The organism is Micrococcus sp. 093350064-1 (genome assembly GCF_053627955.1).
Genome location: NZ_JBSEYU010000006.1, coordinates 72865 through 93530, shown reverse-complemented (window position 1 = coordinate 93530; position 20666 = coordinate 72865). Strand labels below are relative to the sequence as shown.

At 75.5% G+C, this 20666-nt stretch carries 18 protein-coding genes; 7 read left to right on the top strand and 11 right to left on the bottom strand.

The features are described 5' to 3' along the window. Window positions 1-178: 178 nt before the first annotated feature. Window positions 179-1633 (bottom strand): L-lactate permease, encoded by a 1455-nt coding sequence (locus ACUW6W_RS08305; RefSeq protein WP_036339358.1) that lies wholly within the window; start codon window positions 1631-1633, stop codon window positions 179-181. A gap of 82 nt (window positions 1634-1715) precedes the next feature. Between ACUW6W_RS08305 and ACUW6W_RS08300 the strand changes: the two genes are divergently transcribed. From ACUW6W_RS08300 to ACUW6W_RS08285, 4 genes are all read left to right on the top strand, one after another. Further along, the gene (locus ACUW6W_RS08300) at window positions 1716-2870 is read left to right on the top strand and encodes a nitronate monooxygenase (RefSeq protein ID WP_069941557.1); all 1155 of its coding nucleotides are present in this window, start codon (window positions 1716-1718) and stop codon (window positions 2868-2870) included. Window positions 2871-2935: 65 nt separating this feature from the next. Next, window positions 2936-4279, top strand: a complete 1344-nt coding sequence (locus tag ACUW6W_RS08295) for a sensor histidine kinase (protein WP_069941556.1) — start codon at window positions 2936-2938, stop codon at window positions 4277-4279. 56 nt (window positions 4280-4335) lie between these two features. Next, window positions 4336-5028 carry a response regulator gene (locus ACUW6W_RS08290; RefSeq protein ID WP_036316208.1) on the top strand — a complete coding sequence of 231 codons (693 nt, stop codon included), beginning with the start codon at window positions 4336-4338 and terminating at the stop codon, window positions 5026-5028. A gap of 370 nt (window positions 5029-5398) precedes the next feature. Beyond that, entirely contained in the window at window positions 5399-5665 is a 267-nt protein-coding gene (locus ACUW6W_RS08285; protein ID WP_020625619.1) for a hypothetical protein, read from the top strand. A gap of 13 nt (window positions 5666-5678) precedes the next feature. On the opposite strand, the gene ACUW6W_RS08280 is transcribed toward ACUW6W_RS08285, so the two are convergent. Further along, on the bottom strand, window positions 5679-6254 hold the full coding sequence (locus tag ACUW6W_RS08280; RefSeq protein ID WP_454180111.1) for a TetR/AcrR family transcriptional regulator: 576 nt from the start codon (window positions 6252-6254) through the stop codon (window positions 5679-5681). Window positions 6255-6419: 165 nt separating this feature from the next. Between ACUW6W_RS08280 and ACUW6W_RS08275 the strand changes: the two genes are divergently transcribed. Both ACUW6W_RS08275 and ACUW6W_RS08270 read left to right on the top strand, forming a co-directional pair. Beyond that, a complete protein-coding gene (locus ACUW6W_RS08275; protein WP_069941555.1) occupies window positions 6420-7262 on the top strand; it encodes an ABC transporter ATP-binding protein in 843 nt (280 codons plus the stop codon). Window positions 7263-7264: 2 nt separating this feature from the next. Next, on the top strand, window positions 7265-9799 hold the full coding sequence (locus tag ACUW6W_RS08270) for an FtsX-like permease family protein (protein ID WP_036314478.1): 2535 nt from the start codon (window positions 7265-7267) through the stop codon (window positions 9797-9799). Window positions 9800-9998: 199 nt separating this feature from the next. Here ACUW6W_RS08270 and ACUW6W_RS08265 read toward each other — a convergent pair whose 3' ends face one another. The 5 genes from ACUW6W_RS08265 to ACUW6W_RS08245 form a co-directional block, all read right to left on the bottom strand. Next, window positions 9999-11009, bottom strand: coding sequence for a bile acid:sodium symporter family protein (locus tag ACUW6W_RS08265; protein ID WP_036314479.1), 1011 nt, complete (start codon window positions 11007-11009; stop codon window positions 9999-10001). Window positions 11010-11127: 118 nt separating this feature from the next. After that, entirely contained in the window at window positions 11128-12123 is a 996-nt protein-coding gene (locus ACUW6W_RS08260; RefSeq protein ID WP_036314481.1) for a hypothetical protein, read from the bottom strand. 178 nt (window positions 12124-12301) lie between these two features. After that, a complete protein-coding gene (locus ACUW6W_RS08255) occupies window positions 12302-14185 on the bottom strand; it encodes an ABC transporter ATP-binding protein (protein WP_036314483.1) in 1884 nt (627 codons plus the stop codon). Window positions 14186-14243: 58 nt separating this feature from the next. After that, window positions 14244-14714: an NUDIX hydrolase gene (locus ACUW6W_RS08250; RefSeq protein ID WP_036314485.1), complete on the bottom strand. Its 471-nt coding sequence runs from the start codon at window positions 14712-14714 to the stop codon at window positions 14244-14246. Between the two features lie 25 nt (window positions 14715-14739). Continuing rightward, window positions 14740-15570 carry a LysE/ArgO family amino acid transporter gene (locus tag ACUW6W_RS08245; protein ID WP_223247484.1) on the bottom strand — a complete coding sequence of 277 codons (831 nt, stop codon included), beginning with the start codon at window positions 15568-15570 and terminating at the stop codon, window positions 14740-14742. A gap of 69 nt (window positions 15571-15639) precedes the next feature. Between ACUW6W_RS08245 and ACUW6W_RS08240 the strand changes: the two genes are divergently transcribed. Continuing rightward, window positions 15640-16563 carry an ArgP/LysG family DNA-binding transcriptional regulator gene (locus tag ACUW6W_RS08240; RefSeq protein WP_080695864.1) on the top strand — a complete coding sequence of 308 codons (924 nt, stop codon included), beginning with the start codon at window positions 15640-15642 and terminating at the stop codon, window positions 16561-16563. Window positions 16564-16657: 94 nt separating this feature from the next. Here the strand turns inward: ACUW6W_RS08240 and ACUW6W_RS08235 are convergent, their stop codons facing one another. The 4 genes from ACUW6W_RS08235 to ACUW6W_RS08220 form a co-directional block, all read right to left on the bottom strand. Next, window positions 16658-17044 carry a WGxxGxxG family protein gene (locus ACUW6W_RS08235; protein ID WP_036314487.1) on the bottom strand — a complete coding sequence of 129 codons (387 nt, stop codon included), beginning with the start codon at window positions 17042-17044 and terminating at the stop codon, window positions 16658-16660. Between the two features lie 140 nt (window positions 17045-17184). Further along, complete coding sequence (locus ACUW6W_RS08230) at window positions 17185-18762, bottom strand: sensor histidine kinase (RefSeq protein ID WP_454180110.1); 1578 nt, start codon at window positions 18760-18762, stop codon at window positions 17185-17187. A 94-nt stretch (window positions 18763-18856) separates the two neighbouring features. Further along, window positions 18857-19585, bottom strand: coding sequence for a response regulator transcription factor (locus ACUW6W_RS08225; RefSeq protein ID WP_060974070.1), 729 nt, complete (start codon window positions 19583-19585; stop codon window positions 18857-18859). Window positions 19586-19919: 334 nt separating this feature from the next. Beyond that, window positions 19920-20663 carry a ubiquinone/menaquinone biosynthesis methyltransferase gene (locus ACUW6W_RS08220; RefSeq protein WP_036314489.1) on the bottom strand — a complete coding sequence of 248 codons (744 nt, stop codon included), beginning with the start codon at window positions 20661-20663 and terminating at the stop codon, window positions 19920-19922. Between the last annotated feature and the right edge of the window lie 3 nt (window positions 20664-20666).

Genomic DNA, 20666 nt, shown 5'->3' with positions numbered 1-20666 from the left:
ACCCCGTCGCCTCCGTGGGCAGAACCCACAACCCCGGCGCCTCCGTGGGCAGAACCCACAACCCCGTCGCCTCCGTGGGCAGAAGAGAGGGCACTTCTGCCCACGGAACGCTCTGGCCTGCCGCTTCCGCCCACGGAACCGGGCCGCCCCACCCGGGCCCCGCTCCACCCCCCGCGCGTCACCGCGGCAGCAGGAACCAGCCCATCACGGCCATGCCGAGGATCCCGGCGAGCATGGCCGGCAGCAGCACCACGAACAGGTTCCGCCGCGTCACGGCCCAGCCGGGCATCTGCGGCGACTGCGCCCCCGCGGCCATGCCGTGGGCCACCTGGATGCGAGCGGGCCCGGCGACGATGCCCCAGCCCGCGGCCGCGTTGTGCAGGCCGTTGGACCAGGGCGGGGGGACGCCCAGGGCGGCGCCTGTGTCCATCTGCAGGGGGCCGATCAGGGCCATGGCCCCGGTGTTCGAGGCCGTGATGAAGCCGGCGAACGCGCCGAGGAACGGCATCGCCACCAGGTAGGACTCCCCCATCCCGCTGAGTGCGCCCGCGAGCGCCTGCGAGACCCCGCCGGCGGAGAGGATGAGCCCGAACGCCACGTAGAGCGCGTTGGGGATGGCGGTGCCCACCCACAGCTTCCCGGCCTCGCGGGGGACGCGGCGGCGGGCGGCGGCGTCGAGGTGGAGCAGCTGCACGCCCACGCCCACCGCCACGAACGCCCACAGCGCCGGCGTCCCCACGAGGGCCGCCGCCCCCTCGAGCCCGAACGCGCCCTTCACGGTGGTGCCCAGCACGGTGCCGGCCATGAGCGTCAGGTACGGCACCACGTCCCGCCCCGGCCCGGGCAGCAGCCGGCCGCCGCGGATCACGAGCAGCCAGGCCACGGTGAGCACGAACGTGGCGACGGCGCCCGCCGGCGCGGTGCCGACCACGAGGTTCGCCCCCAGGATCAGCGCCCACTGGGCGACCCCGGAGAGCACGGCGACGCCGAGCCAGGGCAGTGTCCGGGCCGGGCCGACGTCGACTCGCATGCCGCGCGCCCCGCGCAGCAGCAGCACCGTGGCCACGCCCGCCACCAGGCAGGCCGGCAGGTTGAACACCGCGGCGGTGACCCCGATCTCCCGGAAGTCCAGGCCGAACAGGCGGGCGCCCATGAGCGTGCCCGGCGCCATGGACCCCCACGGGCCGATGGTGAGCGCGAGGACGGAGATCAGCGCGGACCGGAACGCCGTGTAGCCCAGACCCAGCAGCAGCGGCACACCCACGATCAGGGAGACGCCGAACCCGGTCACGGTCTCGAGGAACGGGATGACGCCGTGCACCATGAGCAGCGCGGTCGCGATCGTGGGGCCGTTGCCCGCCGACAGCCACGCGGCCAGGCGCGCGTGCCCGCCCGAGTACTCCATGACGCGGGACAGGGTGATACCGCCAGCGATGATCGCCAGGATCTCGAGCAGCGTGGGCACGCCGGCGCCGATCGCGCCGCCCAGGTCGCCCGGGGCCACGCCGAAGGCCGTGAGGGCCAGCAGCACGGCCACGGCCGTCCCGGCGGCCGGGGCCACCCACGCGGGCAGCCGGGTGAGCAGCAGCACGAGGGTGAGCAGGATGGGTGAGAGCGCGAGCAGCACCTCCACGGCGCACCCCCTCTCCTCGTGTACTGCGCCCCACTGTAGGCGCGGGGTGGGGCCGACACCCCTCCCCTTTACTCTGGGGGTCATGACGCAGCCATCCCACCCCGACGACGTCACCCGCGCCCGCCTGATCCCGCCCGTGCCCGTGGCGGTGGCCCCGATGGCCGGCGGCCCCTCGACCCCGGAGCTGGTGGCCGCCGTCGTCGGCGCAGGCGGCGGCGGGTTTCTCGCCGGCGGCATGCGGACGGCCGCGCAGATGCGCGCGCAGGTGGACGCGCTGCGCGCGCTGCTGGGCGCGGAGGGGCCGGACCGCTGGGGCGTGAACCTGTTCGTGCCGGACGCGGTGAACACGGCCATCCCGGACGCGGCGCGCACGGAGGCGGCACGGTCGGCGCGGACGGCGGCCGTCGCCGCGTACCGGGCGGGCCTGACGGCCGACGGCGCCGCCGGCCTGCCCACCGCCGCGGACGTCGTCCCGGACCCGGACGCCGAACGGGCCGACTTCGACGCCCTGCTCACCGCCGCCGAGGAGCAGGCGTGGCCGCTGGTCTCCTTCACGTTCGGCCTGCCGGCCGCCGACGTGTTCGCCCGGCTGGCCGCCGCGGGTATCCCGGCCGGAGCCACCGTGACGGACGCGACCGAGGCGCGGGCCGCCCTCGACCACGGGGCCGCGTTCCTCGTGGTGCAGGGCCACCGCGCCGGCGGGCACCGGGGCACGTCGGACCCGGCCGCGGAGCCGACCCGCGCCGAGATGCCGACGGTGCTGGCGGCGGTGCGCGACGTCGTCGGGACGGGGGCCGCGAGCGCCATGCCCGTGGTGGCCGCCGGCGGCGTGGGCACCGCCGAGGACGTGCGCGCCCTGCTCACCGCCGGCGCGGACGCCGTCGCGGCCGGCACCGCGTTCCTCCTCACCCCGGAGGCGGGCACCTCGGCGGCGCACCGGGCCGCCGTCGCGGCGTGTGCGGCCGGGACACGCTTCTCCGCCGACGACGGCCGGGCCCGCACCGCCCTGACCCGCGCCTACACGGGGCGGTGGGCGCGGTCGCTGGCCACCGCGTTCATGGCGGAGCACCCGGACGCCCCCGCCGCGTACCCCGAGGTCAACGTCCTGACGAAGGGGCTGCGCGCCGCCGCCGCGGCCGTCGGCGACCTCGAACGCGTCCACCTGTGGGCCGGCACCGAGGCGCACCGGGTCCGTGAGGCGCCGGCCGCCGACGTCCTCGCCTCCCTCACGCCCTGAGGACCGCCCCGGATCATCCCGCGGGCTGACGCCGGCCCCTCCGCCTGCGGCCTAGGCTGGCCCGCGTGAACCCCCTGCGCCGCCTCGACCAGTGGACGCGCCTGCACCCCGTGCGCACGGACGTGATGGCCGCCGCAGCCCTGTTCACCGTACTCGTGGCGCTCCCGTGGATCGCGCTCGGGCCGATGGTCGCCCCGGACCCCCAGGGCCGGCAGACGGCCGTCTCCCTCCTGGCCGGGGCCGGCATGGTCCTGCCGTGGGCCGTGCGTCGGGTGCGCCCGGTGGCCTCGGCCGCCGTCGTGACGGCCGCGGCCGTCCTGCACCTGCTCGCCGGGCCCGAGTTCAGCCTGTCCCTGCTGATGGTGCCGCTCACCGTCTACAACCTCGCTGCGAACGCGCCCCGGAGCGTCTCCGTGGCCGGGCTCCTCCTGGGGCTGGTCGGCGGCGTGGCCAACGGGGTGAAGGTGTGGCTGTTCCCGGCGCAGTTCGTCACCCCCGACGGCCTCACCGTCCGCTCCCCCGCGGAGCCGCTGGCCATGGTCATCATGGCGATCGGCTGCGGGCTCATGGTGCTCACCGCGTGGGCGTTCGGCGACGTCGTGCGCAACCGCCGCCTCACCGTGCGCGCCCTCGAGGACCGCGCCCACCGCCTCGAGGTGCAGTCCCGGCAGGAGCGCGAGCTCGCCGCCGCCGACGAGCGCAGCCACATCGCCCGGGAGATGCACGACATCGTCGCCCACTCCCTGCAGGTGATCATCTCCCAGGCCGACGGCGCCCGGTACGCCGCCGCCGCCAAGCCCGCGCTCGCGGTCACCGCGCTCGAGACCATCGGCCAGACCGGCCGTTCCGCGCTCGCGGACATGCGCCAGCTGCTCGGCGTGCTCCGCGAGACCGGCGAGACCGTGGCCGGGGTGCCCGGCGTGACCGACGACGACGCCCGGCGACCCGCCGCCGACGTCGTCGCCTCCCCCGACGGCCGCGGCACCCGCCTGCCCCCGGGCCGCCGGCCCCAGCCGCGACTCGCGGACCTGCCCGCCCTCGTGGAGACGATGCGCCTGTCCGGGCTCGAGGTGTCCCTGCTGGAGACCGGCACACCCCGCCGCACGCTGCCGGCGGGTGGGGAGCTGGCGGCGTACCGGATCGTGCAGGAGGCGCTCACCAACACGCTGCGCCACGGCGGGCCGGACGCGGACGCCTTCGTCACGCTCGCCTGGACGGCGCACGGCCTGGACCTGCAGATCGACGACGACGGCTGCGGCGCCGCCGCCGACCCCGCCACCCGGGGCAGCGGCCAGGGTCTGCGGGGGGCCGCCGAGCGGACGGCCCTGTTCGGCGGGACGCTCGAGACGGGGCCGCGCGTGGGGGCCGGGTACCGCGTGTCCGCCCACCTGCCGTACTCGGCGGTGTGAGGGGTGGCCGCCCCCGTCTCGCCCGCTCACCCCGCCCGACTTGAGAGGATGACCCCATGAGCTCTGAGGAGACCGTCCCCGTCCGCGTGGCCCTGGTGGACGACCAGGCACTGATCCGCTCCGGGCTGGCCATGCTCGTGGACTCGCAGCCGGACCTGACGGTCGTGGCGGAGGCGGGCAGCGGGCGCGAGGCGGTGGCGTCGGTGTCCGTGGCGGGCGCCGACGTCGTGCTGATGGACGTGCGCATGCCGGAGATGGACGGCATCGAGGCCACCCGCGCGCTGCTGCGCCGGCCGGACGCCCCGCGCGTCGTGGTGCTGACCACCTTCGACCTGGACGAGTACGCCTTCGACGCGATCGAGGCGGGCGCCAGCGGCTTCCTGCTCAAGGACGCCCCGCCCGAGGAGCTGCTCGCCGCGATCCGCACGGTGCACCGGGGCGACGCCGTGATCGCCCCGTCCACGACGCGCCGGCTCCTGACGCACATGGCCCCGCGTCTGCGCTCGGACCAGGTCCGCAGCGCCGAGTGCGAGGAGCAGCAGGCGGCCGTGGCGTCGCTGACCCCGCGCGAGCACGAGGTGCTGGTGCTCATGGCGCAGGGCGCCGCGAATCTGGAGATCGCCGCCGAGCTCGTGCTCTCCGAGGCCACGGTGAAGACGCACGTCGGCCGGGTGCTGGCCAAGCTAGGCGCCCGCGACCGCGTGCAGGCCGTGCTCATCGCCCACCGCGCGGGCCTCGTGCAGTTCTGACCCGCCGTTCCGGCACGCCCTGCAGCCCCCGCCCTAGCCCCTGCCCCACCCCTCGTCGAGGCCCGCAGACACGCCGCTACGCCGTCGTCGTAGCGGCGTGTCTGCGGGCCTCAACGGCCGGCCTCGGCGGTCGGCCGGGGCGGTCGGCCGGGGCGGCGGGGCCCTTCCCTGAGCCACTCCCCAGGCGCCTGCCAGCACAATCACAGGTCATACCTGGGTATGAGTCGGACGCCCCGAGGTTCATCCTCATGGCCCTGCCGGTGCGCCCACCCCCTCCGCGATGCTGGACGCAGGCCCCGCAGCGGGTCCGCCGCCGGGGTGCACGCGCCGATGGCCGCCCCGGCCCGACGCGCACTGGAGGAGAGGCACCATGACCGGCAGCATCCTGGACCACCCCACCCCGACGACGTCCCGCGCCTCCGACCCAGCCGCCGAGCAGGCGCAGCGGGACAGTGAATGCGTGGCCTTCTTCGTGGCGCTGGTGACGGCCGCCGTCGTGATGCTGGGCCTGAGCCTGTTCACGGGGGTCGAGGGGCTGCTCCGCCTGGCGCTCACCGCGGGCGCCGGCCTGCTCGCCGGCGCCGTCGCGTGGGCCACCGCCCGCCCCGTCCTGGAGGACGACGCCCCGGGCGACTGACCCGGCCGCGCCCTCAGGGCCGCAGGCCGCGCAGGTACGTGTCCAGCAGCCAGCCCCGCTGGTCCGGGCCGTGGCCCAGCAGCGCGCACTCCGGCGACCGGGTGACCATGAGCAGGCCGAACAGGTAGTCCGCCCCGGTCACGTCCGGGCCCACGAGCCCGGCCCGCCGCGCCTCGGCCACCACCTGGTCCGCGAGCTCGAGGATCACACGCTCGGCCTCGGCGATGAGGGCCTCGGGCGGCCGGTCGGCGGGGTCGAAGTCGTCCCGGGCCGCCGCGAGCGAGGCCAGGTTCACGGCCCCCAGGTCCTCCGCGAGCCTCCGCCACCGCGCCTCGGTCCCACCGCCGTGCCCGTCCCCGCCCACCCCGTCGAGGAAGGCCTGCAGGATCCCCCCGGTGCGGGCCACGACGTCCTCGAGCACGGCGTCCAGCAGATCCCGACGCGTGAGGAAGTGCCGGTACAGCGTCCCCACGCCGACCCCGGCCTCCTGCGCCACCCCGCGCAGGGACATCGCCGCCCCCTGGGTGGCGATGAGACGGCCGGCGGCCGCCAGCAGGTCCTGGCGGTTGGCGCGGGCGTCGGCTCTCATGTCCCCATCATCCCACTCCACCCCGCACCGCCCGGCGGCGGGGACCTGACGCCCTCGGGTCCACGCCTCGCCGGCCCGCCTCATCCCCGGGCATGACCCGCCGCCCGCGGAGGTGGTCCCCTCCTCCGATCCGCCCCGCCGGGTCCGCGCGGGAGAGTGGCCGCCATGGACACCTCTTCCCCCGCACACCCCTTCTCCCCCACGACCCCCGGCCCCGTCGCGCCGGGGCCGGGCACGCCGTCGTCGTCCGCCACCACGACGACGGCGCCCGCCGTCTGCGCCCGCGGCCTCACCCGCGCCTACGGGCGCGGTGACGCGCAGGTGCACGCCCTGCGCGGGGTGGACGTGGACTTCGCCTCGGGCGCGTTCACCGCGATCATGGGGCCCTCGGGCTCGGGCAAGTCGACGCTCATGCACTGCCTGGCCGGGCTGGACGCGCCGACCTCGGGCTCCGTGAGGATCGGCGGCACCGAGATCACCGGGCTGGACGACACCGCCCTGACCCGGCTGCGTCGCGACCGCGTGGGCTTCGTGTTCCAGGCCTTCAACCTCGTGCCCACGCTCACGGCCGAACAGAACATCGTGCTGCCGCTCGAGCTGGCCGGCCGCACCCCGGACCGCGCCTGGCTGGACGAGATCACCCGCACCCTGGGCCTCGCAGACCGGTTGGGCCACCGGCCGCACGAGCTCTCGGGCGGCCAGCAGCAGCGCGTCGCCGTGGCCCGCGCCCTGCTCACCCGACCGGACGTCGTGTTCGGGGATGAGCCCACCGGCAACCTGGACACCGCCACCTCCGCCGAGGTGCTCGGCCTGCTGCGCCGGTCCGCGCGGGAGATGGGCCAGACCGTCATCATGGTCACCCACGACCCCGTGGCGGCCTCCGCCGCCGACCGCGTCGTGCTGCTCGCGGACGGCCGGCTGGCCGGCGAGCTCGTGGACCCCACGGTCGAGTCCGTCACCGCGGCCCTGACCGCCCTGTCCGCCCCGGCCGAGGGCGGGGTGCGCTGACCATGTGGACCGTCGCCCTCTCCCAGCTGCGCACCCAGCCGCGCCGCTACGTCTCCCTGGTGCTGGCCATCCTGATCGGCACCCTGTTCCTCGCGGCCTCCTTCCTCGTCTCCTCGACGGCGCAGGCCACCCTGCGCGCCACGCTCGGCAGCACCTACGCCGGCGCCGACCTCGTGGTCCTGCCGGGCGGGTCCGAGGACGTCTCCGACCTCGCCGGCACCTCCGCCGAGCCCGGCCCGCTGGCCCGCCTGGACGGCGTCGAGGAGGCGTACGCCCTGCGGATGGCGTGGGCGGCGGCCCGCGCCGCGGACGCCGAGTTCGGCGCCGCGGTGATGCCCCTGCCCCGCGACCCGGCCCTGGCGGGCCTGACCGTGACCGCCGGCGCCCTGCCCGCCGCCGACGACGCCCGCGGCGTCACCCTCGACGCGCAGACCGCGGACCGGCACGGGGTGGCCGTGGGCGACGTCGTCGCGCTGGCGAGCGAGTCCGGGCCCGACTCGACCACCACGCCGGTCGACGCGGTGGTCACGGGCCTGACCCAGCCCTCCCCGGACCCGATGCTCTCCGGGCAGGCGCAGGTGTGGGCCTCGCCCGCGGCGCTGACCGCGGTGCAGGGCCAGGACGGGGAGGCCGGGTTCACCCCCCACCTGCTGCTGCGCCTGGCCGACGGGGCTGACGTCCCCGCCGTCGCCGAGGCCGCCCGCGCCGAGGCCGCCGCGGCCGGGGTGGACGTCGACGTCGCGGCCCCGGACGAGGCCGTGCGCTCGGTGGTGACGCAGCTGAGCGGCGGCACCGACCTGCTGGGCTGGGTGCTCGGCGGCTTCGCGGCGCTGGCCCTGCTGGTGACCGCGCTGGTCATTGCGAACACCTTCCAGGTGCTCGTGGCCCAGCGCACCCGTGACCTCGCGCTGCTGCGCACCATCGGCTCGACGACGGCCCAGGTGCGGGCGTCCGTGCTGACCGAGGCCGCCGTCGTGGGCGTGGTGGGCTCCGTGCTGGGCGCCGGGCTCGCCGTGGCGATCGTGGCCGGCGTGGCCGCGGCCGCCCGCGCGATGCTGGACCTGCCGTTCCTCACGTTCGGGCTGCACCCGGCAGGGCTCGCCGTCTCGGTGGCCGTGGGCGTGGCGGTGACGGTCGTGGCCGCGCTGGCCCCCGCGGTGGCCGCGACGCGCGTCGCCCCGCTCAAGGCCCTGCGGCCCAGGGACGAGGTGACCGCCGCATCGCGCGGCGGCCGGGTCCGCACGGCGATCGGACTGGCGCTGGCCGTCGGTGGCACCGCGCTCATGCTGGGGGGCGTGTCGGTCAGGGAGCCGGTCTCGGCGATCGGCGGCGGCGCGCTGTCCTTCGTGGGCGTGCTGCTGCTGGCGCGGCTGTTCGTGCCCGCCGCGGTGCGGGGGGCGGCGGTGCTGGCCCGTCCGGCCGGCGTCCCCGGTCGCCTGGCCGGGCTGAACGCGGTGCGCCACCGGTCCCGGACCGCCGCCACCGCCGCGGCCCTGCTCGTGGGCACCACCCTCGTGGCGCTGTTCCTCACCGGCGGGCGCACCGCCCAGGAGCAGACGGCCCTCGCCCTGGACACCGCCTACCCGGTGGACCTCGTGGTGCAGCTGCCCGCCGACGCGGACCCGGCCCGTGCGGCCGAGGCCGTCGCCGCGACGGCGGACGTGCAGGCGGTGGCCCTGGCCACCTCGGTGGGCGCCACGGAGGACGGGTCCCCCGTGCTGGCGACGCCGGCCGCGGACCTGCGCGCCGTCGTCGCGCGCCTGCCCGAGGGCGTGACCGGCCTCGGCGACCCCGGCACGGCGCTCGTGCCCGACTGGGTCGACACGGATCAGGTCCGCGGGCAGGTGGCGGGGGCCGAGCGGACGTTCGTCCCGGTGCGCGCGGGCTCGCTGAGCTCCGGCGTGTACGTGGCGGCCGAGCCGCTGCGCGAGGCCGGGTGGGACGGGGCCGCGGGCGCCGCCGTGCCGGGCCAGCTGCTCGTCGCGCTCGACCCCGGTGTCCCCGTCGACCGCCTGCAGGGCCTGAGCGAGGACGTGACCCGGGCCGCGGGCACCGGGGCGGCCGTGATCGACGGCGGGGCCGGCGAGCGCGCGCTCTACGCCCGGATCATCGACGCGATGCTCGGGATCGTGGTGGCGCTGCTGGCGGTGTCCGTGCTGATCGCGCTGATCGGGGTGGCGAACACGTTGAGCCTGTCCGTGATCGAACGGACGCGCGAGAACGCGCTGCTGCGGGCCCTCGGCCTGACGCGAGGCGGACTGCGCGGGACGATCGCGATCGAGGCCGTGCTGATCGCCGCCGTGGCCGCCGTGCTGGGCTGCGCCCTCGGGGTGTTCTACGGCTGGGCGGGGGCGCAGCTGGTCCTCGCCGACCTCTCCGCGACCGCGGGCGCCGGGACCGCGGTGCGCCCGGCCGTGCCGTGGCTCGAGCTCGTGCTGGTGGTGGCCGTGGCGGCGCTGGCCGGCCTGGCGGCGTCGCTGCTGCCCGCGCGTCGGGCGGCCCGGCTGAGCCCCGTGGCGGGCCTGGCCGCGGTGTGAGCGGGCCTGGCCGCGGTGTGAGCGGGCCTGGCCGCGGTGTGAGCGGGCCTGGCCGCGGTGTGAGCGGGCGGGCCGCGGTGTGAGCGGGCCGCGCCACGGCCCTCACTCGCGCGCTGCCCGGCGGCCGGCGTCGTCGTCGACCGTCCGGAATCGTCTGCAGAACTGACCCTTCTGGGGGTCCGATCCCGCCTCGGAGGGGTCAGTTCCGCAGACGATTCGCCGGGGCCGAGCCGGGGGCGCCCGCGGCCCTGCGGCCGTCGGAACGGCGGTAGGCCATCGCGAGCACGGCCCCGGAGAGGTTATGCCAGATCGAGAACACGGCGCCCGGCAGGGCCGCCGCCGGCGAGATGTACTGCGCGGCGAGGCCCGCGGCCAGGCCCGAGTTCTGCATGCCGACCTCGATCGAGACCGTGCGCGCCACGGGCGTGGGCAGCCGGAACAGCTTCGCCGCGCCGTAGCCGAGCAGGTAGCCGAGCCCGTTGTGCAGCACCACCGCTGCGAACACCAGCAGGCCCGCCGACAGCACGCGGGAGGCGCTGTTGCCGACGACGGCGGCCACCACCAGCGCGATGAACACCACCGAGACCCACGGCAGGGCGGGCAGCACGCGGTCGACGACGCGGCGCAGCAGCAGGCGCACGACGAGTCCGCCCAGGACCGGCAGGAGCACGATGTTCACGATGGACTTGGCCATGGCGCCGCCGTCGACGGCCATGTACTGGCCGGCCAGCCACAGGGTGAGCAGCGGCGTGAGTAGCGGAGCCAGGAGCGTGGACACGGAGGTCATGGCCACGGAGAGGGCTGTGTCGGCGCGGGCGAGATAGCTGACCACGTTCGAGGACGTGCCGCCCGGGGTCGAGCCCACGAGGATCACGCCCGCCGCGAGCTCGGGCGGCAGCTGGAGCACGACGGCGACGCCGAGCCCCAGCAGCGGCATGATCGCGTACTGCGCCACCACGCCCAGCAGCACGGGCAGCGGCCGGCGGGCGACGAGGCCGAAGTCCGGAAGGGTCAGCGTCAGGCCCATGCCGAACATGATGATCCCGAGGAACAGGTTCACCTGGGGCAGCAGCGTCTTCGCGGCGGTCGGGGCGAGGAAGCCCACGAGCGCGGCGGCGAGCACCAGCAGCGGGAAGACGGTGACGGCGATGCGCGCGGAGCGGTCTTCCGCGCGGCGGGCGTCGGTGGGGGCGGGATCCGGTGCGGTCATCCCGTCATGGTAAGAGCGGGGCCGCGGTGCGTCGTCGCGTGACGCGGCGCCGTCGTCGGCCTTCCGGAATCTTCTGCGCCCCTGACCCTTCTGGACGTCCGCTCCCGCCCCAGAAGGGTCAGTTCCGCAGACGATCCTCCGCGCCACCGGCGTCGAGACCGCCACGCTCCGCGATCGCGGCCCGCACCAGCCCCGCCGTCTCGACGAATCCCCGCCACCGGTCCGTCCCCGCCACCCGGATGTTGAGCCAGCCCTGACGCAGGAACACCGCGTCCCGGCGGGTGTCCTTGCCGACCTGCGCGGCGCCGTCGTGGGTCTTGCCCTCGTAGTGGATCGCGATCCGCCACCGCCGGTAGCCGAGGTCCGCGCTGGCGGGGTGCCACAGCGAGTAGTCCGGGTCCCAGAGCTCGATCTGCAGGTCCGGCTCGGGCAGCCCCGCGGCCATCAGCGCCAGGCGCAGTTCGGTCTCGGCCGGGGAGTCGGAACCGGTGCGCACGAGCGCGAGCGCCTCCCGCGCCCGCACGATCCCGGCCTCGCCGGTGTGCCGCTCGAGCGCGGCGCCGAGCTCCCGGCGGGTGGCCAGCGCGACCTTCCCCCGCCGTTCGTCCTCCCGTGCCAGCCGATCTCCGACCGCCACGAGCGCGTCTCGGTCCAGGACGGTGGCCAGGTGGAACCAGGTGTCGGCGTGCGAGGTCCATCGCAGCCCGTGCAGCCGGTCCCTCCGCACGAGGACGCGGTCCAGGTCCACGAGCCGGGTGCGCACGCCGGGCTCCCGCAGCACCCGGCGGGTGCGGGACCGCAGGACGGTAGGACGCACCCGGGCCTTCACGTCGTCCGGGAGGGGCCAGCCCAGCAACCGGGCCACGGACTCTCCGGTCACCACGACGTCGGGACGCATCGCCGCCAGGTCCTGCAGCCGGGACAGCTCGGTGGCGAGGGGACGCGCGGGCGGCGTCGCCCCGGTGACGGGGCCGATCCAGCGGTAGTGGCCGTGCGCGACGCGTTCGACGTCCCGGCTGCGCAGCCGCGACCCGGACACCCCGGCGGCCAGCGCCTGCGCCCGCGTGAACGGGGCGTCCTGGAGGTGGGCGGGGAAGGGTCCGGGCACGCGCATGGCCCCGATCCTGCTCGCTCCCGACGTCGGCGGGCCCGGTTGTCCACAGGCCCTGCGGAGGCGTCGGGCCGACGTCGTCGTGGACGTCCTGCCGCGCGCTGGGAATCCGTTGCACATCTGACCCTTCTGGGCCGCCGCGCAGCGCTCGGAAGGGTCGGATCCGCAGAAGATTCCGGGATCACCCGCTCAGCCCGTACTCCTTCAGCATCTTCCGGGCCTCCTGGGTGCCGGCCCTCTGCAGCTCGAGCAGCTGCGCGTAGATCCCGCCGGACTCGGCCAGCTCGGCCGGGGTCCCGATCTCCTGCACCTGCCCGCCGCGCAGCGTGACGATCCGGTCCACGGACGCGATCGTGCTCAGCCGGTGCGCCACGATCAGGCTCGACCGCCCCACCATCAGCTCCTCGAGGGCCGCCTGCACGAGCCGTTCGGACTTCGTGTCCAGCGCGGAGGTGGCCTCGTCCAGCACGAGGATCGGCGCGTCCTTCAGCACGGCCCGCGCCACCGCGATCCGCTGCTTCTGCCCGCCGGACAGCCGCAGCCCGCGCTCGCCGATCACCTGCTCGTAGCCGTCGTCGAACGCCTCCACGAACCGGTGCGCGTACGCGGCCTCGGCGGCGGCCCGGACGCGCTCGTCGGAGGCGTCGGGGTCCGCGTAGGCGATGTTCTCGCGCACCGTCCCGGAGAACAGGCTCGGCTCCTGGAACACGGTGGCGATCCGCCCGCGCAGCACGGCCAGGTCCAGCCCGGCGACGTCCTGTCCGAACACCTCGATGCGTCCGCTCGTCACCGGGTACAGCCCCAGCAGCAGGTGCGCGATGGTCGACTTCCCGCCGCCCGACTCGCCCACGAGCGCCACCCTGGCACCCCGCGGGATGTCGAAGGACACGCGGTCCAGCACGGGGCGGGAGGCGTCGGCGTCGTAGGCGAAGGAGACCTCGTCGAAGCGCACGGCCGGCACGTCCGCGGGGACGTCCGGCGCACCCGGCACGACGTCGGCCCGCGGCTCCGCCGGCACGCGCGGTGCGTCCGCACCCGCCGACTCCGCACTCGCGCTCGCCGCCGCGAGCGCCGCCCCGCCGGCCCGCTCGCGCTCCTCGGCGAGCACCTCGAAGTAGTCCTTCGACCCGGCGACGGCGCGCTGGGCGGAGTCCACGAGGAAGCTCATGGAGAAGATCGGCTGCCGGGCCATGTTCATCAGCTGCAGGAGGATCACCATGTCGCCCACGGAGAACAGGCCCTGCGCGGTGCGGACGAACACGATCAGGTACATCGCGCCGAAGGCCACGTTCAGGGCGAGCCGGCGCCCGGCGTCCATGCCGTGCCAGAACCGGGACTGCTGCCGGGTGATCTCCACGGTCCGCAGGAACCGGTCGCGGAACCCGGTGAGCTCGTGGTCCTGCCGGTTGTAGGCCCGCACCACGGACATCTGGGAGACCACCTCGGCGAACCGCCCCGAGGCGACGTCCACCTCCGTGTTCTTCTCCCCCTCCCACACCTGCCACTTCGCGGACGTCCGCGCGGTGAGCCACATGTACACGGGGAAGACGACGGCCAGCAGGATCGCCAGCGGCCACCAGTAGAACGCCGTGATCACGAGCATCGCGGCGGTGGTGACGAGCATGGTGAACGCGTTGTTCGCGAAGAACTGCAGAAACTGGGTGATCTCGTTGATGGTGCGGTTCAACCGGTTGACGACCCGCCCGGTGATCGCGGTGTCGAAGTACCGCTGGGGCAGGTGCAGCAGCTGCTCGAAGTACCGCGTGGAGAGAATGGTGCGCATGCGCGCGGCCATCACGTCGCCCCAGTAGCCGCCCACGCTCACCACCAGGGTGGTCGCCACCTCGACGGCGAGGAACGCGACCGCCAGCCAGGTCACCGCGGTGACGGCCTCGGCCACGTCGGTCTCCCCCGCGACGGCGGCGACGATCCGGTCCGTGGCCGCACCGATCAGGAACGGGGTGGCCAGGGCCAGCACCGCGGCCAGCACGGAGCTGACGGCGATGCCGAGGTAGAGGCGGTGGAGCTGGGGCGCGAAGCGCAGGATGCGGAGCAGCGACGTCACCGGGCCAGGCTAGTGGCCGGTGCGGACATCAGCGCGGGCCGGTCGGCCCGCCTGGAGGTCAGAACGGGGGCGCTGCCGCGACGGCGGCCAGCACGGGGTGCAGCAGCGGGGCCACGCCGTGCCCGCCCGGTGCGGCCGGGGCGGCGGGGTCCATCCAGTGCAGCTCGACGATCTCGTCCGTCGGCTCGGGGACCTCGTGCCGGGCGACGGGCCGCCACAGCGCGAACACCTCCGAGTGCAGGGCGGCGCCGGGCTCGTTGGCGGCGGCGGTGTCCCACGCGCCGAGGCGGGTCAGCTCGTCCGGGCGCAGGCGCAGCCCGGTCTCCTCGGCCACCTCGCGGACGGCGGTGTCCACGGGGGCCTCGCCGGGCACGTGCTTGCCGCCGGGGAACATGAACATGGCGGTGCCGGCCTTGCGGACGGTCAGCACGCGGCGGTCCGGGCGGGCCAGCACGACGGCGGAGACGCGGATGACCTCCCCGGCCGCGACGGTCGGCGTGCGGGAGGAGTCGGAGGGGGAAGGACTCATGCCCCCATCATCCTCCCCGGGCGGCTCAGAGGAGCGTGAGCCCCACCTTCACGGCGATTCCCAGCATGAGCACGCCCACCACGGCGTCCACGATCCGCCACGTCCGCGCCGAGTCCATGGACGGGGCGAGCTTCGTGCCGCCCCAGCCGAGCGCGGTGAACCACACGAGCGAGGCCGCCACCGCGCCGCCCACGTACGTCCACTTCGCCGCCCCGAACGTCTGCGCGAAGGTGCCCATCATCACCACCGTGTCGAGGATGGCGTGCGGGTTCACCAGGGAGACGGACAGCGCCAGCAGGATGATCCGCGGCAGCGGCGTCTGCGGGCGGTCCAGCGCCACGCGGCGCGGCTGCACGCGCTGCCGCGCCGCCACCGACCCGCCGCCCGAGGGAGCGCCCACGCCGGGCGCGCCGTCGTCGTGCTGCCCGACGCCGGCCCCGGCCGGCTCGCGCTCGGCCAGGCGGCCGGTCGCCGGGTCGATCAGGGGCAGCTCGCCGGTGAGGACCGCGAGGTCGATGCGGTCGGGCCCGTGCCCGGTCCCCGCGGCGTCCGCGGCCGCGGTCGTGAGGGTCCGGTCCCCGCGCCAGGCGGAGCGCAGCGCGCCCACGGCGAACGCGAGGAGGTAGACCACGCCGGCCACGGTCAGCGCGGGCACGAGCCACGGCCAGCGTTCGGCCACCACGCCCACGCCGCCGGCGCCGAGCACGAGCAGCGCCACATCGGCCACGAAGCACACGGTCAGGACGGTCCACACGCGGTCGCGTCGGACGATCTGGCGCAGCAGGAACAGGGTCTGCGCGCCGATGGCGACGATGAGGGCGAGGTAGGTCAGGAATCCGGTGGCGAAGATGGTCACCGAGCGAGGATAGGAGTCGCCCCACGTCCGTGCCATCGCGATTTTCTTCAGGATCTGAAGACATCCTTCATGGCCACCCCTACCCTGGACCGCATGAACTCCGACCACCTGCGCGCCCTCGTCGCGGCCGTCGACCACGGCACCTTCGACGCCGCCGCGGACTCCCTGCGGATCTCCGGCTCGGCCTTCTCGCAGCGGATCAAGGCCCTGGAGCGGCAGGTGGGCCAGGTGCTCCTGGCCCGCACCGTCCCCGTCCGGCCGACCGCGGCCGGAGAGCGCATGCTCCGTCTCGCCCGGCAGACCCTCGTGCTCGAGGACGAGACGCTCGCCGCGCTCGGCCGGGGCGACGGCGGCCGCGTGCCGCTGCGCGTGGCCCTCAACGCGGACTCCCTCGACACGTGGTGGGAGCCCGTGCTGCGCGAGGCGGCGACGTGGGACGACGTCGTCCTGCAGATGCAGTCCGAGGACCAGGAGCACACCGCCGTCCTGCTGCGGGACGGCGCGGTCGTGGCCGCCGTGACGGACGACCCCACGCCCGTGGCCGGGTGCACCTCCACCCCGCTGGGCACGATGCGCTATCACGCGGTGTGCGCGTCCTTCCTGCTGGAGCTGCACCGCGACGCGCGGGGCCGGGTCGACTTCGGCACGCTGCCGATCGTGGACTACGGCCCCCGCGACGGCCTGCAGCACACGGTGCTGCGCCGCGTCACCCGCGGCCGGCCCGTGGCCGACCCGCCGACCCACCTGGTGCCGTCCGTGCACGCGTATCTGCGGGCAGTGGAGCTCGGGCTGGGGTGGGGCATGCTCCCCTCGGTGCAGATCCCGCCGGGCGTGCTCGAGGGCCGGCACCCCGATCTCGAGCCGATCCCGGCCCTCGGCGCGGCCGACGTGCACCTGCACTGGCAGCGCTGGACGGCCGGGACCGCGGCCCTGGACCGCCTCACGGACGCGGTGCTGCGCGCCGCGCCCTCGGCGGGGGACACCGCGGACTGACGGGCGCATTCGAGACCCGCCCCGGACGCGCCGCGACCCCCGCCGGAGGGGCGGGGGTCGCGGTCACGGGCCGCTCGGGGCGGCCGGGGTCGGGTCAGCGGGCGTCGCCGGTGCCCGGGCGGCGGGTGTCCGCGCCCTCGGCGCGCACGTCGCCGGCGCGGTCGTCCACGCGGTGCACGTCATGGTCGCGGTGCGCGCCGCCCACGTGGTGGTCGCGGCGCACGGGCTCGGCGTGCACCTCACGCTTGCGGCGGCCGGCCAGGCCCGCCAGGCCCAGCAGGCCGGCCAGGCCCCACAGGCCCCAGTTGCCGTTGTCGTCCTTCTCCTCCTCCTGGGGGGCGGGCGACTCGGAGGCCGGTGCCGTCGTGGCGGCCTCGGTGGCCGGGGCCGTGGTCTGCGCGACGGCGGCGGGGGCACCGAGGCCGGTGACGACGGCGGCGGCGAGGGTCAGGGCAGTGGCGGTTCGGCGGATGTCAGTCATGTTCGTGCTCCTCTCACCGGCGGCCTTCGCCGACCGGCGTCGGGGTGGATCGGCCGGAAGTCCCGGACGACCCTTTCGGTCATACACAGGCACCGTACATACAGGGGGGTGGGGGTACGTCAACGGTTGCCGTCCCGGGGTCAGGGCCGGCCGGCCCGGGCGGAGCCGCAGCAGGAGCCCGCAGCCCCCGGCCCGGCGCGCCCCGGGGTGCAGGGCACGACGACGTCGAAACGCGTCCACCCGTCCTCGGACGCCACGGTCACGTCCCCGCCGTGGCTGCGCGCGATCGAGCGCACGATGGCCAGCCCCAGACCTGTGGACGGCTCCGTGCCCGGGGCGCTCGACCGGCCCTTCCCGGGGCCGCGGACGAAGCGGTGGAAGAGGGTGGCGTGTCGGTCGGCCGGGATGCCGCCGCCGTCGTCGTGGACGCTGACGAGCATGAGGCCGGGCCGGGGCCGGTCCTCCCGCACGGAGGCCGTGACGGTGGTCCCGACGGGGGTGTGCTTGGCCGCGTTGGAGAGCAGGTTGCCGACCACGCGGGCCAGCTGCGACCGGTCGCCGGTGACGGACCGCTGGGTGCCCGGCTCCGCCCCCTCGGGCAGGTCCACCACCCACGTGTGGTCCGGCCACGCAGCGCGGGCGTCCATCACGCCCTCGAGGACCACCTCGGACAGGTCCACCTGTTCGGCCAGCGCCACCTCCTCGGAGGGCTCCAGACCCATGGCCCGGCCGCGCGAGACGGACTCGAGCCGTTCGAGCAGGAGCATGTCGTCCACGAGGGCCGCCATCCGGTCGGCCTGGAACAGCACCCGGCCGAGCGACCGCCGGCCGGTCGCGGAGAGCTCCTCCGTCATCGCGATCATCTCGGCGTAGCCGCGCACCGAGGCGAGCGGCGTGCGCAGCTCGTGGGAGGCGTCCGCCATGAACCGGCGCATCTGCTGCTCCTGCACGCGTCGCTGCTCCAGGGCCGCCTCGACCGAGCCGGTGAACCGTTCGAGCGCCTGGGCGACGACAGCCACCTCGTCCGGCCCTTGCAGGAGCCGAGGCGGCATGCGTGAGTCCTCCGGATCGAGCCCGGCGCGGGCCATGTCCACCTGGGCGACCCGCTCGGCGACGGCGGCGACCTCGCGCAGCGGGGCCAGTCCCCGACGCAGCCACAGGGTCACCAGGATCGCGGTGGTGAGGACGGTGACGGACAGTCCGACGGCGACCGCGAGCAGCGCCTGCCGTGCGACGTCGGACATGGCGCCCGTCGGCGCCCCCACCACGAGTACCTGGTCCGCGGCCACCCAGGGGCCCGGCGCGGTCAGGGTCTGGGCCTGGACGCGATAGGAGACGTCGCCGACGACGGCGTCCAGCATCGGCCCGCCCGGCCTGACCCGGACGGCGTGGAGGAGGTCGTGGGCCTCCTGCGCCGTGAGCGGCACGGACTCCCCGGTGTCACCGACCCGGTGCCCGGTGAGGGCGTCCTGCTGATGCGCCTCCAGACCGGAGAGCGGGACGAGCGCGACCACCGTGCCCTCGGGCTGGCCGAGGGTGCCCGGCGCGCGCAGGTACCCCTCCCCGGGGCGGGCGTCGCCCCCTCCGCCCGGCGAGGGGGCCGTCAGCTGCTCCGAGGCGCGGATCCACGCTTCGGAGGCGTCCCGGGAGGCGGATTCGGCCAGCAGGGCCTTCGTGATGCCGGCCGCGAAGAACGAGTAGGCCAGGATGGTGGCCACCAGGATCAGAAGGACGCCGGCGCCGATGCGTCGGGCCAGCGACGTGGGTTGCGTGCGGCGGGTGCTGCCGTGCCCCGACGGGACCGCGGCGGTCTCAGGCAGGCCGGATGACATACCCGGCGCCGCGGATGGTGTGGATCATCGGATCCCGGTCCGCGTCGATCTTCTTCCGCAGGTAGGAGATGTACAGCTCGACGATGTTCGCGCGGCCGCCGAAGTCGTAGCCCCAGACGTCCTGCAGGATGCGCTCCTTGGAGAGCACCGTGCGGACGTTGGCCATGAGGAACTTCAGCAGGTTGTACTGCGTGGCGGTCAGTTCGATCTCGTCGCCGCCGCGGGTCACCTCGTGGGTGCGGGTGTTCATCACCAGGTCGCCGACCACGAGCACCTCGGAGCCGCCCGAGACCACGCCGGAGCGCTGCACGAGCCGGTGGGCGCGGATCAGCACCTCCTCCATGGAGAAGGGCTTGGTCACGTAGTCGTCGCCGCCGGCGGCCAGGCCCGCCACGCGGTCCTCCGTCGCGTCCTTGGCGGTGAGGAACATGGCGGGCATCTCCGACCAGTGGGCGCGCAGGCGCTCCAGGACGTCCAGGCCGTCCATGTCCGGCAGCATGACGTCCAGGATCGCCAGGTCCGGACGGCCGGCGGTGCCCAGCTCGGCGGCGGTCGCGCCGTCGTGGGCCACGATCACCTCCCAGCCGCAGAGGGTGAAGCCCATGGAGAGCAGGTCGGCGATCATCGGCTCGTCGTCCACGACGAGCACCCGCACCGGCGCGCCGTCCGGGTGCGAGAGCTCGGGCAGGACCTTCTTCAGCTCCGCCATGGATGACGGGCCGGTGGTGCTCTGGATGGGGCTCACAAGGTTCCTCTACGTTCAAGAGACGGTTCACGGTGCCCACGCGGACGTCGCGGGCTGCGGGGGACGAGCGCCTCGCGACGGAGGGGCGACGCCGTTCCGGGGGATGGCGGACGGGCGGCGACCGGAGGCCGGGGGGTGCGCGGATCCCCCCTCGACGGAGCCCCATGCTACGCGGATCAGCCGGGTCGGCCCAGAGTCTTCTCGGATTGCGGACATCAGCGTGACTCGTCACAGCCCTGACGCATCCGGCGGCGCCACCGGGGCCGCCCTGTGCTGACGCCGCGCCGCGTGGCCCGCGTCAGTCGACCGGCTTCATGGCCCAGTGCGTGGCCAGGGTGCCGAACATGTGGGTCTCGTGCCCGATGTTCACGAAGCCGGCCTCGGCGAAGAGGTCCGCGACCTCGTCCGGCGTGTGGAACGCCTTCGTCGAGGAGGACAGGTACGCGTAGGCCTCCGGCCGGTCGGCGATCAGCTTCGCCAGCTGTGGCATCACCCGGTGGATGTAGAAGGAGGAGAAGGGCTTGAGCACGTTGTCCGGCGCCGGCGACGTCTCGAGGGCCGCGACCCAGCCGCCCGGGCGCAGCACACGGAACTGCTCGGCGAGGGTCGCCGGGATGTCCGCGACGTTGCGCAGCAGGTAGCCGTGGGTCACGGCGTCGAACGAGCCGGCCTCGAACGGCAGGTCCGTGGCGTCCGCGACGACCCACTCGATGCGGTCCCCGCCCGCGCGGGCACGGCCGACCTCCATCATCTCGGCGGCGATGTCGGCGCCCACCACCTGCGCGTCGGGGTGCTGCTTGAGCACCTCGAACGCGAGGTCCCCGGTGCCGGTGGCCAGGTCGAGCACGCGGGCCTGCGCGGGGATGTTGGCCCGCGCCACCGTGCGGCGCACCAGGCGCGGCTCCTGACCCCATGTCATGACGGCGTTCATCAGGTCGTAGCGGCCGGCGATGGCGTCGAACATCGCGGAGACCCGGTCGTGGTGGTCGGCGGCGCCGCGCTGCGCGTCGCCGCGCGGGGCGGGGAGGGGGTTCTGGCTCACCAG

Bases quoted from the DNA above. Each gene is read 5' to 3' on its own strand.
- ACUW6W_RS08300 (WP_069941557.1), top strand. From the start codon at position 1,716: ATGACGCAGCCATCCCACCCCGACGACGTCACCCGCGCCCGCCTGATC.
- ACUW6W_RS08290 (WP_036316208.1), top strand. From the start codon at position 4,336: ATGAGCTCTGAGGAGACCGTCCCCGTCCGCGTGGCCCTGGTGGACGAC.
- ACUW6W_RS08285 (WP_020625619.1), top strand. From the start codon at position 5,399: ATGACCGGCAGCATCCTGGACCACCCCACCCCGACGACGTCCCGCGCC.
- ACUW6W_RS08280 (WP_454180111.1), bottom strand. From the start codon at position 6,254: ATGAGAGCCGACGCCCGCGCCAACCGCCAGGACCTGCTGGCGGCCGCC.
- ACUW6W_RS08275 (WP_069941555.1), top strand. From the start codon at position 6,420: ATGGACACCTCTTCCCCCGCACACCCCTTCTCCCCCACGACCCCCGGC.
- ACUW6W_RS08270 (WP_036314478.1), top strand. From the start codon at position 7,265: ATGTGGACCGTCGCCCTCTCCCAGCTGCGCACCCAGCCGCGCCGCTAC.
- ACUW6W_RS08265 (WP_036314479.1), bottom strand. From the start codon at position 11,009: ATGACCGCACCGGATCCCGCCCCCACCGACGCCCGCCGCGCGGAAGAC.
- ACUW6W_RS08260 (WP_036314481.1), bottom strand. From the start codon at position 12,123: ATGCGCGTGCCCGGACCCTTCCCCGCCCACCTCCAGGACGCCCCGTTC.
- ACUW6W_RS08250 (WP_036314485.1), bottom strand. From the start codon at position 14,714: ATGAGTCCTTCCCCCTCCGACTCCTCCCGCACGCCGACCGTCGCGGCC.
- ACUW6W_RS08240 (WP_080695864.1), top strand. From the start codon at position 15,640: ATGGCCACCCCTACCCTGGACCGCATGAACTCCGACCACCTGCGCGCC.
- ACUW6W_RS08235 (WP_036314487.1), bottom strand. From the start codon at position 17,044: ATGACTGACATCCGCCGAACCGCCACTGCCCTGACCCTCGCCGCCGCC.
- ACUW6W_RS08225 (WP_060974070.1), bottom strand. From the start codon at position 19,585: ATGGCGGAGCTGAAGAAGGTCCTGCCCGAGCTCTCGCACCCGGACGGC.